This is a genomic window from Campylobacter sp. 2018MI13 (assembly GCF_018501135.1).
GTDB lineage: Bacteria > Campylobacterota > Campylobacteria > Campylobacterales > Campylobacteraceae > Campylobacter_E.
Genome location: NZ_JAHCZC010000015.1, coordinates 1 through 12,825, shown reverse-complemented (window position 1 = coordinate 12,825; position 12,825 = coordinate 1). Strand labels below are relative to the sequence as shown.

10 protein-coding genes are annotated in these 12,825 nt (G+C 28.4%); 9 read left to right on the top strand and 1 reads right to left on the bottom strand.

Translation table 11 applies throughout. The features are described 5' to 3' along the window. The first annotated feature begins 4 nt into the window (after positions 1–4). The 9 genes from KJQ99_RS02725 to KJQ99_RS02685 all read left to right on the top strand — a co-directional run bounded on the left by KJQ99_RS02725 (position 5) and on the right by KJQ99_RS02685 (position 11,512). Entirely contained in the window at positions 5–2,557 is a 2,553-nt protein-coding gene (locus KJQ99_RS02725; protein WP_214149915.1) for a bifunctional aconitate hydratase 2/2-methylisocitrate dehydratase, read from the top strand. Positions 2,558–2,681: 124 nt separating this feature from the next. Beyond that, positions 2,682–3,122 (top strand): copper resistance protein CopD, encoded by a 441-nt coding sequence (locus KJQ99_RS02720; RefSeq protein WP_214118371.1) that lies wholly within the window; start codon positions 2,682–2,684, stop codon positions 3,120–3,122. Further along, the gene (locus KJQ99_RS02715; protein ID WP_214120517.1) at positions 3,115–3,528 is read left to right on the top strand and encodes a hypothetical protein; all 414 of its coding nucleotides are present in this window, start codon (positions 3,115–3,117) and stop codon (positions 3,526–3,528) included. Before KJQ99_RS02720 ends, KJQ99_RS02715 begins: the two co-directional genes overlap by 8 nt. Next, positions 3,525–4,721 (top strand): MFS transporter, encoded by a 1,197-nt coding sequence (locus KJQ99_RS02710; protein ID WP_214118368.1) that lies wholly within the window; start codon positions 3,525–3,527, stop codon positions 4,719–4,721. Before KJQ99_RS02715 ends, KJQ99_RS02710 begins: the two co-directional genes overlap by 4 nt. Next, on the top strand, positions 4,714–6,636 hold the full coding sequence (locus KJQ99_RS02705; protein ID WP_214149913.1) for a hypothetical protein: 1,923 nt from the start codon (positions 4,714–4,716) through the stop codon (positions 6,634–6,636). The genes KJQ99_RS02710 and KJQ99_RS02705 overlap by 8 nt, the downstream gene beginning before the upstream one ends. Further along, the gene (locus KJQ99_RS02700; RefSeq protein WP_214118364.1) at positions 6,633–6,896 is read left to right on the top strand and encodes a FlhB-like flagellar biosynthesis protein; all 264 of its coding nucleotides are present in this window, start codon (positions 6,633–6,635) and stop codon (positions 6,894–6,896) included. Before KJQ99_RS02705 ends, KJQ99_RS02700 begins: the two co-directional genes overlap by 4 nt. A 145-nt stretch (positions 6,897–7,041) precedes the next feature. After that, positions 7,042–9,513, top strand: coding sequence for a molybdopterin-dependent oxidoreductase (locus tag KJQ99_RS02695; protein ID WP_214149912.1), 2,472 nt, complete (start codon positions 7,042–7,044; stop codon positions 9,511–9,513). Between the two features lie 107 nt (positions 9,514–9,620). Further along, positions 9,621–10,169, top strand: coding sequence for a hypothetical protein (locus KJQ99_RS02690; RefSeq protein ID WP_214149911.1), 549 nt, complete (start codon positions 9,621–9,623; stop codon positions 10,167–10,169). 197 nt (positions 10,170–10,366) lie between these two features. Continuing rightward, complete coding sequence (locus tag KJQ99_RS02685; protein ID WP_214149910.1) at positions 10,367–11,512, top strand: MFS transporter; 1,146 nt, start codon at positions 10,367–10,369, stop codon at positions 11,510–11,512. Between the two features lie 211 nt (positions 11,513–11,723). On the opposite strand, the gene KJQ99_RS02680 is transcribed toward KJQ99_RS02685, so the two are convergent. Further along, positions 11,724–12,785, bottom strand: coding sequence for a tyrosine-type recombinase/integrase (locus KJQ99_RS02680; RefSeq protein WP_214120637.1), 1,062 nt, complete (start codon positions 12,783–12,785; stop codon positions 11,724–11,726). Positions 12,786–12,825: the final 40 nt, after the last annotated feature.

The following is a 12,825-nucleotide window of genomic DNA, read 5'->3' as shown; positions in this document are numbered from 1 at the left end:
TAATATGGCATTTTTAGAAGAATACCAAAAATTAGTTGAAGAGCGTGCTGCTCTTAATGTCCCTGCATTGGTTTTAAATGTAGCTCAGACAAAACAATTATGTGAGCTTTTAGAAAACAACGATAAAAATAGCGAAAAATTAAAAGATTTATTAGCTAATCGTGTTGGTGTTGGTGTTGATGATTCTGCGCTTATTAAATGTGATTTCTTAGAAAAAATACTATTTAACAATAGTAAATGCACCTGTATAAATAAATCTGAAGCAATATCAATGCTAAGCACAATGCTTGGAGGTTATAATGTAAGAGTATTACTTAAAGCTTTAGAAAACAATGAAATTGCAGAACTTGCTGCAAATGCTTTAACTAATATTATTTTCGTTCATGATGGTTTTGATAAAGTTGCTGAATTACATAAAAAAGGAAATAAATTCGCAACCAAAGTTCTAACAAGTTGGGCTAATGCAGAATGGTTTATTAAAAGACCTGAAGTAGCATCTGAAATTGAATGCGTTTGCTTTAAAGTAAATGGAGAAACAAATACAGATGATTTAAGTCCAGCAAGTGAAGCATTTACTAGAAGTGATATTCCTTTACACGCACAAGCAATGCTAGTTAGAAGACAACCAGGTAGTATTGAAAAAATAGAAGAACTTAAAAAATCTGGCATTCAAGTAGCTTATGTAGGTGATGTTGTAGGAACTGGCTCAAGCCGTAAATCAGCAATAAATTCAGTTCAATGGCACATAGGTGAAGATATAAAAGGAGTTCCAAATAAACGCACAGGCGGTGTGATTTTAGGACAAACTATTGCTCCAATTTTTTTCAATACCGCTCAAGATAGTGGTGCTTTACCAATAGTTTGTGATGTTACAAATCTTGAAATGGGAGATAGATTTGTTGTTGATATTGCAAACGGACAAATTAAAAAAGATGGTAAAGTTGTTTCAACTTTTGAAATAAATCCAAATACTCTTTTAGACGAAGTTCGTGCAGGTGGCAGAATTCCACTAATCGTAGGTCGTGGATTATGTGCTAAAGCTAGAGATGTTTTAGGTATGCCAAAAGAAGAAATATTTAAAAAACCATCTCAACCTGAAGTAAAAGTTAAAGGTTATACATTAGCTCAAAAAATGTTAGGTCGTGCTTGTGGTTTAGAAGGCGTTGTTCCTGGAATGTATATAGAGCCAAAAACTACAACAGTTGGTAGTCAAGATACAACAGGACCAATGACAAGAGATGAGATTAAAGAACTTGCTAGCTTAGGATTTAATGCTGATTTTGTATTACAAAGTTTTTGCCATACAGCAGCATATCCTAAATCAAGCGATGTAACAACACACACAACATTACCACATTTTATGAGTTCAAGAGGTGGGGTTTCACTTAAACCAGGTGATGGGGTAATTCATAGTTGGCTAAATCGTTTTGCTATGCCTGATGAAGTTGGAACTGGAGCTGATTCACATACAAGATTTCCAATAGGTATTAGTTTTCCTGCAGGTTCAGGACTTGTAGCATTTGCTGCTGTAACAGGTGCTATGCCACTTAATGTGCCTGAGAGTATTTTAGTTCGTTTTAAAGGCGAATTACAACCTGGTGTTACATTAAGAGATTTAGTAAATGCAATTCCTTATGTAGCTATAAAAGAAGGTTATTTAACGGTTGAGAAAAAAGGCAAAAAGAATATTTTTGCTGGTAAAGTTTTAGAAATTGAAGGCTTAGAAAATCTAAAAGTAGAACAAGCATTTGAATTAAGCGACGCAAGTGCTGAAAGAAGCGCAGCTGCATGTTGTGTTAATTTAAGTAAAGAAAGCATAGCTGAATATTTAAATTCTAACATAAGCTTAATTGATGCTATGATTGAAGCTGGATATGAAGATAAAAATACACTTTTAAGAAGAAAAGCTAGAATGCAAGAATGGCTTAATAATCCTACATTATTAAGAGCTGATAAAGACGCTAGTTATGAGCATATTTTTGAAATAGATTTAAATACTATAAAAGAGCCTATCCTAGCTTGTCCAAACGACCCTGATGATGTAGCAACTCTTAGTGAAGTATTAGCAGATAGCAAACGCCCACAAAATATTGATGAAGTATTTGTTGGTTCTTGTATGACAAATATAGGACATTATAGAGCTTTAGGAGAAGTTATTAAAGGTAAAGGTATGCTTAAAACTCGTCTATGGGTAGCACCTCCAACAAAAATGGATAAAGCTCAACTAACAAAAGAAGGATATTATTCAATTTATGGTGCAGCAGGTGCTAGAATTGAAGTTCCAGGATGTAGCTTATGTATGGGTAACCAAGCTCGTGTAAATGATGGAGCTGTTGTGTTTAGTACAAGCACAAGAAACTTTGATAACAGAATGGGTATAGGCGCTCAAGTTTATTTAGGTAGCGCTGAATTAGCTGCTGTTTGTGCTTTACTTGGTCGCTTACCAAACCCAAGCGAATATTTAGAATTAGTAAATGATAAAATAAGCGATAGCAAAAAAGCTAATATCTACAAATATCTAAACTTCAATGAAATTGAAAACTTTAAAGTAGATTAATAATCTAGGGCATTTTGCCCTAGAACAATTTATTAATAAACTTTTATAATAATTAAGCTAAATCAATAAAACAAACAAAAAAGACAAATATAATCTCATTTAAAAATATTATGAAAGGATTTTTATGGAAAGTTTATATCCATTTGCACTTATTATTCACATTTTTTGTGCGATTATTTTTGTTGGTTATTTGTTTTTTGATGTTGTTATATTTAGTCGTGCTAAGAAAAATCTAAGCCAAGAATTAGCACAACAAATTCAAGAAAGCATAACTAAAAGAGCTATTAAGATTATGCCAATTTGTGTAGTATTATTAATACTTACAGGCGGTATGATGATGAGTAGATGGGTTGGTAGCGAGATTGGCTTTTTTGACACTACATTTCAGAAAATTTTTATGCTAAAAGTTGCTTTTGCAAGCTTAATTTTTATAATGGTAGCTATTAGTTTAATTTTCAAATTCGTAATCAAAAAACCAAATCCTTTAAACAAAATAATACACCCACTAGCATTAACTCTAGCTATTCTTATTGTGCTTTGTGCTAAGTTAATGTTTTATGTATAAATTAGTAATATCTTTAATATTTTTTAATATAGCTTTATGTTTATACTTTGCTAGTTTAGATGCTTTTTATAGTATCCAACTAGCATTTTATGCTAATTTAATAATTCCATTTCTAAGCTATTTAAGCCTTAAAAAATCATTACCTAAATTCCAAATTGCTAATACACCTAGATTTTTTATACAAAATACAAACCCTATTTATATACCAAAAAAAGGAATTAAAGAGAATTTTAAAGCAATTAAACATTATAAAATATTTATAAATATATATAAATTTTTAGCCTATGTTTTTTTTATAATACTCGTATTAATATTAATTAATAATAAGCTTTTTAATATAATTGCTTTTTTTGCAAGTTCTTTTGTAATAATTTTAAACTTATTATTAGTAAGGATATTTAAATGATAAAAACAATCAACTCTTTAAGAGCATTATTATTTGCATCTTTGCTATTGTTTGTAGGAAATTCTTTTTTACTAAGCTCAAATTCTATACTACTAAAAAATCTTGGATATGATGAATTTTATGTAGGATTAGTAAGTTCAAGCATATATTTTGGTGCATTAATTAGTACATTTTTTTCTCATAGTCTAATTCAAAAAGTAGGACATATTAGAAGTTTTGGTTTTTTTACTTCACTATTTGCTATAGCTGCAATTTTGCATATATTTACAAAAGAAATATATTTTTGGGCTATTTTAAGATTTACAATAGGATTTTCATACTATACATTATTAGTAATTATTGAATCTTGGATAAATCAAAAATCAAAAAACGAAATTCGCTCACGAATGCTTTCAATTTATGAAATAGTATTTTATTCTGGTTTTGCCATAGGAGTATTATTGTTATATTTTGAACCAGATTACAATAATGTATTTATAATAGCTGTTATAGTGATTTTATTATGTTCGTTACCGCTTAATTTGTTAAAAATCAAACAACCTATCCTTAAAGAAAGGCGTAAAATCAGTATCCCAAATATTTTTAATGTATCAAAATTAGCATTTATATCAGCATTTGTTGGTGGCTTTTTAATGAATGGATTTTTTTCTATGTCTCAGACATATTTTCTAGCATTAAATTACAATATTCAAGATATATCTTTGCTAATTTTCACAGCAATGTTAGGCGGATTTATAGCACAATTATTTATAGGTAAATTTTCTGATACTTATGGTAGAAAAATAGCGATTTTATCTTGCGTAATACTTGCATTTTTTGCAAGTTTAGGGCTATATTTTTTAGCAAGTAACAAAATTGCTATATTTATTTTATGCTTTTTCCTTGGAATGGGTCTTTTTTGTGTATATGCTTTAGCACTTGCAAGGGCTAGTGATAGAGCAAAAGAAAGCTCGCAAATGCTTGAAATCGGAAGAACGCTAATGTTTGCTTATGTTTCAAGCTCTGTTTTATCTCCTATAATTTTAGGCTTTATGATAAGTAATTTTGGAGCTAATGCTTATATTTTAGTTTATATAGTTTTATTGTTTTTCTTAGCTATTTTTACTCTTACCCAACCAAAAATTGACGCTGTAAATAGAATAGAATTTGAGCAAAAACCAAGTCAATTTGTGCATTTAGGCAACGATGAATAATATAAATACGACTTTAAATTCTTTAGTAAATAGTGATTTAGGGCTAAAGCAACAAGGGAATTTAAAACCCAATGTAAAAGATACAAAAGATATTAAAGAACCCTTAAAAGAAGGTAGTTCATTAATCAATGAAGCCTTAAGCGAAGATGAAACACTAGAGCTAGGTCTTAAAAAAATCGTAAATAAATTACTTGATGGAATAAAATCAAGTAAAGATTTAAACCAACTAGGCGAAAATGCAAAAAACATAAATATTTCAAAAAATATTGCTCAAGATATTAAAGAATTAAAAGCAATTTTAAGCAAGGATAAGGATTTAGAAGTATTTGTAAATAAACTTGATAATTTATTAAATACCAAAATGCAAGATTCAAAAGCCTTATTTCAAGCTTTAAATAATTCAGGTGTATTTTTAGAGAGCAAACTAAGGGCTAATCTAAACGAACAAGCCTTACCACAAAGCTTTTTTAGGCTTATTTCATTTATGAAAAATATCAAAACAAGTGATTTAAAAAGTGAGATTTTTAAACTCGGTCAAGAGCAAATGAGTGCCGAAAAATCCCTTGAAAAATTAGAAAATTTTATAAATCAAAAATTAGAAAATAAATCAACCACTACCCCTGTTATAAAAACTTTAGAATTATTAAAAAACGCTAGAGCGTATTTACAAAAAAATACCGAACCACTAAAACTAATTGAAGTAGCAAATAAATTAGAAGATAAAATCAATAAAGAAATAAAAAACCTAATAAATATTGAAGTTAAAAACGATAAAGTAAAAAGCATATTACCAAAATTAGCAAGTTTAAAAGCTGATATTCAAAACATAAAAAATCTAGCAAAAGAAATCATAAACAACCCATCAAATGTGCAAAATAATTATAAAATTTCAAATAATGAGAATAATATTTTAAGCAAACTTGAAAATATTAAAGAAATTCTAAAAAATAATAATGATATTTATACTAAAGATACTAATAAAATTGAAATAAAAACAACAAAAGAATTTGAAAATAAGGAAAATCAAAAAATCAATAATTTAAATTCTAAAACCACAGATGATAAAATAAAAGCTACTGAAAAACCTATAGAAAAATCAAGTGAAGATATAAAAAGTGATTTAAAAGCTTTACAAGATATAACAAAATCTCAAGATATTAAACAAGAATTAAAGTTGTTGAATAATCCAGAAATCAAACAAGCAATCAATCAAAACAATACAATAAGTTCTATTTTAAATAGTGAGAATTTGAGTTTGCAAAATAAAATTGAAAGTTTGACAAAATTACTAAGTGCTAATTTAAAAAATGAAGAAAGTTTTAAAAATTATATCAATACTCAAGAAATAAAAAGCCTAAAAACTCACTTAAATCAAGCCAAAAAAGATGTAAATCAGGTTGTAACTAGAACTGCAGAACATATAAACAATTCCATTTCAAATGATGCTAAATCAATACTGCTTCAAACTTCAAAAGTAGCTTTAGCAAAAGATAATAAAGCAGCCTATGATATGAGCCAAAAACTATTAAATCAAATAGAATTAAATCAAATAATATCAGTTGCAAATAATGAAGTAAATACATACTTACCCTACTCTTTAGATGATTTAGATGAATCAAATATTAGTTTTAAAAGTGATAGCGAAGATAAATTTTACGCACAAATTAAGCTAAAATTTAAAAGACTTGGAGCTATTAATATTATGCTTGGTTTAAATCAAGATAAATATTTAGATATTAATATGATGATAGAAAATGATAATTTTAGAGAAATCTTAATCAATCACGCAAGGGGTTTTAAAAAGGATTTAAGAAAAGCTGGTTTAATTACTTCTAATTTCTTTATTAGTAAATTAAGAGAGAGCAAATACGAAGATGAATATACATTAGACTTAGGATTTAATAAAAAAGTATGAGTAAGATAAGAAAAGCCCTAGCCTTAGGCTATAACAAAGATAAAAATAATGCTCCAAAAGTAATGGCAACAGGTAGCGGAGAAATTGCCGAAAGAATTATAAAATTAGCTAACGAGCATAATATTCCTATTAAAGAAGATGAAGAATTATGTGAAGTATTAAGCAAATTAGAATTAGGAGAAGAAATTCCACCTGCAATGTATAAGGCTGTTGCCGAAGTATTTTCATTCATTTATAGAATGTCAAAAGAAATGAAATGATTATTTTTTAAATATTTAGAATAATATTCAAATTAATAAATATCAAGCTTTTAAAATTATTCCATTAACTTATTTTCATATTTTAATATTATAATTTTTATATAACTTAAAAAATTAAGTTTTATTTAAACTAAAAGGAGAATTTATGGAAAAGTTATCTCGTAGAAGCTTTTTAAAAGGTGCAGCAGGAGTAGCAGCTAGTGCGTCAAGTTTAGGTGCTGTTGATTTTATTGGTGAAAATAATTTGTTGCCAAATTCCATTGAAGGAAGTATGTCTGTATCGCATTTTGGTGCTTTTCATCCTATAGTTAAAAATGGAAGATTAGAAGGGGTAATTCCATTTAAAGGAGATGAATCTCCTAGTTCAATGTTAAATGGTGTTGTAGCTAGAACCTATGCTCCAGATAGAATTAAAAACCCAAGCGTTAGAAAAAGTGTTTTAGAAAAAGGATTTGAAAAAGCTCCTAAAAGCTTAAGGGGTAAAGAAGAATTTGTTGAGATTACTTGGGAAAAAGCTTATGAATTAGTAGCTAATGAGCTTAAAAGAGTTTATGAAAAATATGGCTCTAATGCTGTTTATGGTGGCAATTATGGTTGGCACGGAGTTGGTGGTGTTGGAAATCCACAAACTTTAATATATAGAATGTTAAATATTACAGGTGGTTATACCGCTAGAGTTTTAAGCTATTCGTGTCATTGCATTGGGGCTATTACGCCACATATAGTTGGAGTAGATGAATCAGCAGCACAAGTTACTTCTTGGGATAATGTATTAGAACATTCAAAAGTAATTGTAATGTGGTCAGCAGATATTCTTACTACAAATCAAATACACCATCCAAATTGGTTTGTAGGAATGCATAGAACAAATAAATATATACAAAGATTAAAAGAACTTATTAAAGAAGGTAAAATTAGAGTTATAAATATAGACCCAGTGGTAAATCATACAGCGAGATTTTTAGGTGCAGAACAAGTATTTATTAATCCTACAACCGATGTTGCCTTAGTAGAAGCAATGTGTTATCATCTAATTAAAAACAATCTTCACGATGAAAAATTCCTTAAAAAATACACGGTAGGATTTGCTAAATTAAAAGAAAGATTATTTGATGAGAATAATCCAAAAACTCCTGAATTAGCAGAAAAAATTACAGGTATAAAAGCAGAAAAAATAAAAGAATTAGCAGAACTTATGGCTAAAAATAGAACTATGATTATGGCAGGTTGGGGTTTTCAAAGGGCTCATCACGGAGAACAAGCTCACTGGGCTATGATAACTCTTGCATCTGTTTTAGGGCAAATTGGACTTGATGGTGGTGGATATGGGTTTCACTACCATGATGCCGATGCAGGGGCTGATAATTCTGTAAGTTTAGGTAATGCTAAACCAGAATATACTTCTCCTGGATTATTAGGTATTGGTGCAGTTCCTAGTATTAAGGGAGAGTGGAGCGATAGAGAAAACGAAGTAATTCCTGTTTCAAGAATAGTAGATATGCTTGAAAATCCTGGTAAAGAATATGATTTTAATGGAAAGAAAAAAGTATTTCCTAATATAAAATGTATCTATTGGGCTGGTGGTAATCCAATGCACCATCATCAAGATAGAAATAGGATGCTAAAAGCATTTGAAAAAGTTGATAGCTTTATCATGCAAGAAATATTTTGGACTGCTAGTGCAAGACATGCTGATTTAGTTCTACCGGCTACTACTGAAATAGAAAGAAATGATATAACTAAATCTACAGATAATAGATACTTATTTGCAATTAAACAAGCCATACAACCACTTTACAATGCGAAAAATGACTATGATATTTGTTGTGGTATATTAAAACATTTTGGAGATAACGCATTAAATGCCTTTACAGAAGGTCGCGATATGATGGGTTGGGTGCAATATTTTTATAATGAAGCTCGCGATAAAGCAAGTGCTACAGGCCTATCAATGCCAACCTTTGATGAGTTCTGGGCTAAAGGCTATGTAGAATTTAAAGCTCCTGAAGAAGCTAAGAATTTCGTAAAAATGAAAGATTTTAGAGATGACCCAATTACTAATAGATTAGGAACTCCAAGTGGTAAGATAGAAATATTTTCTAAAAAGATTGATAAGTTTGGCTATGATGATTGCAAAGGCTTAGTTCAATTTTATGAACCAGCTGAATATTTAGGCAATGCTAAAAAATATAAATTAAATCTAATCACTCCACATCCAAAGTATAGATTACACTCACAACTTAATAATACTTTTTTAAGAGATTTTGAAGAAGTAGAAGGAAAAGAAAGCTTATGGATGAATCCAATTGATGCAAAAGCTCGTGGTATTAAAAATGGAGATATAGTTCGTATATTTAATGATAGAGGGGAAATACTAGGTGGTGTTTTAGTAACTGAATATGTTAAACCTGGTGTAATTAGAATGCAAGAAGGCTCTTGGTATAATCCTAATAAAAAAGGCTTATGCTTACACGGAGATGTGAATGTGCTTATAGCTGATATTCCAAGTAGCAAACTTGCTTGTGGTAATCAAGCAACTGCTTTAGTAGAAATAGAAAAATATACTAAAGAAATTCCAGCACTTGATTTATTTAGACAACCAAAGTTTAAAGCATAAATTAAATAAAGCCTAAAAGTATATTTTAGGCTTTAAAAATACTTATTAAGATAAGTAATAAAAACAAATAATAATAAGTATAAAAACATTTATAAGGATAATAAAAAATGAAAAAACTAATATTATTAAGTTTAATTACAAGCTCATTATTAGCTAATAATTATGCTCTAGAAAACACTCCTTTAAGTATTAATAATAAAACAATAGGAACAATTATTATAGGAACTAAGTTTGATATAGTTAAAAATGATAATAATAAAAGCGAGATAAAACTTACAGGCTATCGTCCTAAAGGTGGAAAAGCTATTTATGATACTTTAGGTGTCTTATCAAATAGCGTAAATCTTGATGATGCTAATGCTGTTAAAGTAATAGGAACTAAAGTAGATGATTATGATAATACTTGGGAAGTAGTAGAGATAGTAGCTAGTGTTGATAGTGCTAAGATTACAAATAAAGATATTATAGAAGATGGTAAGGCATTATTTGAAGAAAGATGTGGTATATGCCATGCTTTACATGCTTATGATGAGTTTAGTAAAAATGTATGGCCAAGCACAATTAAATCTATGCAAGATAATGCAAGTTTAGATGAGAATGAATACTATCAAGTAGTAAAATACTTACAAAGAGTAGCTCCTGGTGATGATGAGTAAGTATATTTTTAAAAGTGCAAGTAAATACTAAAAAAGATTAAGGAATTTAAAAGTTTGTTTTTAAATTCCTTTTGAGTGTTTTTTAAAATAAAATCTAACTTAAGCAACGAATATTTAAAGCTTTCAATTCATTTTAAATCACTTAATTATTCACTATAAAAGTAGCTTTAATTACAAACAAGAACTATAATAAACCTATGCAAAGTAATTTTAAATTTATGCTTTTAATAGTTTCATTAGGTTCATTTTTAAGCACATTAGCGCTTAATCAAATTCTACCGCTTTTACCATTTATTATGCAAGAATATGGAGTGAGCGGAGATAAGATTAGCTTATATAGTGGTTTAGCTTATGCTGGTAGCACACTTACTATGGCGTTGTTTGCACCATTATGGGGTATTTTAGCTGATAAATATGGTCGTAAAAAAATGCTTTTAAGAGCTAGTTTTGGTATGGGCTTGTGCTTGTTAATTAGTGTATTTTTAAAAACCGCAGAATCATTTATAATACTTAGATTTATTATGGGATTTTTTTCTGGGTTTAACCCTGCTTGTATTGCATTAATAGCTGTTAATGCTCCTAAAGATGATGTGAATGTATCTCTTGCAAAACTTAGCTCATTTCAGATAACAGGCTCGCTTTTAGGACCATTGTTTGGTGGAGTATTAATGCACTTTTTTGATTTTAGAGTTCAGTTTGCAATATCAGGATTTTTATTAATTAGTATATTTTTATTGATATTGTTTTTTGTAAAAGAAGATTTTACTCCAGTTCCTAAAGGCGAAAAAATAAGGCTTGATAAAGGCTTGTATTCATTTGTAATAGTTTTGTGTTTAGCTTCGTTTTTAGTGCAGTATTCTCAAACATTTATAGGTCCTATAATCGGCTTATTTGTTTCAAAATTAGTAGACCATAAAGAATTAGCTACAGGTTTTTGCTTTAGTTTAGCAGGAATTGCTAGTGCTATATTTGCTCCGAAATTATCAAAATTAGCAAAAGATTATGGAGAAGTTAATTTAATTTTAATTAGCACTTTTGCTTTGTTTATATGTTTAATATTGCATTATTTTACTAGCCATAATTTTTGGTTATTTTGCTTAGTTAGGTTTATAACCGGTATTAGCTTTTGCTCTATTATGCCTAGTGTTTATTCTATGATAAGAAAAAAGATACCTAAACAAATTAGCTCAAAAATATTTGGAATAAATCAGAGTTTTTACGGATTAGGTGCGTTTTTTGGTAGTTTAAGTGGTGGGTATTTTTATAACTTATATGATGAAAAAGTGTTTTTTATCTGTGCTAGTTTTATTTTAGCTAGTTGTTTTTTTAGTTTTACTTTATAAAAGAATAATTTCAAAATAAAGTATGGTATTCAGTTTAAATATTTAGAGTAATTCAGAGTTATTTATGGATTAGGTTCGTTTTTTGGTGATATAGCTTATATGATGAAAAGTTTTTTTGCTAGTTTTATTTGTTATTTTACTTAATATATAGACTATACTTGTTTTGAGCTAAATTAATTTAATAGTTTTGATGGATACATAAGAAGACTTTTTAGTCTTCTTTTAAATTATTAGCTATTTTTGCTGCTAATTTTAATTTATCATTATCAAAATGAGTATAAATTCTTGAAGTATTAAGGGAAGCATGTCCTAAGGCTTCTTGGACTAATAACAAATCTTTTTCTTTTTTATAAAGTAGGGTAGCAAAACTATGTCTTAACATATGAGCTCCATTTTTTTCTTTACGAATACCTGCTGCTAATAATACATTTTCAATTAATCTTGATATATAAGCTTGAGTTAATGGCTTACCTTGTTTATTTGTAAATAAGTATTGATTAGGTTCGGCGAAATTATTAAAATATTCTAAATGCTCTTTAATGGAATTTATATTTAGTAAAACCACTCTATATTTATTACCTTTAGCATGAATTCTAAGGCTTATCAAATCATTTTCATAGCTAATATCTTTTAACCTTAATCTAAGAACTTCATTAACCCTTACTCCAGTAAATAATATGATTTTTATAGCAAGTTTATTTCTGTCTTGATTACTTTTAAACTCATAATTATTTAGAGTATTTAAAAATGTTTTCATTTGCTCTTCACTCATAAATTCTGGTAGTTTTTGTCCTGATGATGAGTTTAATCCTGACCAGTTTTTTAACTCTATTTCATAAACATAAGAACTATCATCATCTTTATTTTGCGAACTTAAAAATTTAAAAAAATTAACTATAGCGATTTTGTGATTTTTTTTACTCGCATCACTAAGACCTGCTGTTATGCTTGATAGAATTTCAATTACTAATTCTTCATCAATTAGTTTTAGAGAGTACAGCTTATAGTGAATTATTTGCTCGTAAAATTTTTTAATAGGGTTAAAATAAGTATTTACACCAATCATTCCTATATTTCTTGATTTTTTAGCTAACTCATCTAATTCTTCTATAGTGAAATTATTTTTACTTAAAGCAATATTAATCTCTCTTAATTCTTCTGCTTTTTCAAGTAGTTTATTTGATAAAGAATTTAATTTAAATTTTAGAAATTTAGCTATCCAAAATAAAAATGATTTTGAAAAATTGTCTTCACAATCTAAAGGGTATTTCATAATTGTTCCTTAAAATAAGTTGTTTAATATAGAAAAAAAT

Excerpts from the sequence above, each read along its gene's own strand:
- KJQ99_RS02725 (WP_214149915.1), top strand. The coding sequence starts at position 5 with ATGGCATTTTTAGAAGAATACCAAAAATTAGTTGAAGAGCGTGCTGCT.
- KJQ99_RS02720 (WP_214118371.1), top strand. The coding sequence starts at position 2,682 with ATGGAAAGTTTATATCCATTTGCACTTATTATTCACATTTTTTGTGCG.
- KJQ99_RS02715 (WP_214120517.1), top strand. The coding sequence starts at position 3,115 with ATGTATAAATTAGTAATATCTTTAATATTTTTTAATATAGCTTTATGT.
- KJQ99_RS02710 (WP_214118368.1), top strand. The coding sequence starts at position 3,525 with ATGATAAAAACAATCAACTCTTTAAGAGCATTATTATTTGCATCTTTG.
- KJQ99_RS02705 (WP_214149913.1), top strand. The coding sequence starts at position 4,714 with ATGAATAATATAAATACGACTTTAAATTCTTTAGTAAATAGTGATTTA.
- KJQ99_RS02700 (WP_214118364.1), top strand. The coding sequence starts at position 6,633 with ATGAGTAAGATAAGAAAAGCCCTAGCCTTAGGCTATAACAAAGATAAA.
- KJQ99_RS02695 (WP_214149912.1), top strand. The coding sequence starts at position 7,042 with ATGGAAAAGTTATCTCGTAGAAGCTTTTTAAAAGGTGCAGCAGGAGTA.
- KJQ99_RS02690 (WP_214149911.1), top strand. The coding sequence starts at position 9,621 with ATGAAAAAACTAATATTATTAAGTTTAATTACAAGCTCATTATTAGCT.
- KJQ99_RS02685 (WP_214149910.1), top strand. The coding sequence starts at position 10,367 with ATGCAAAGTAATTTTAAATTTATGCTTTTAATAGTTTCATTAGGTTCA.
- KJQ99_RS02680 (WP_214120637.1), bottom strand. The coding sequence starts at position 12,785 with ATGAAATACCCTTTAGATTGTGAAGACAATTTTTCAAAATCATTTTTA.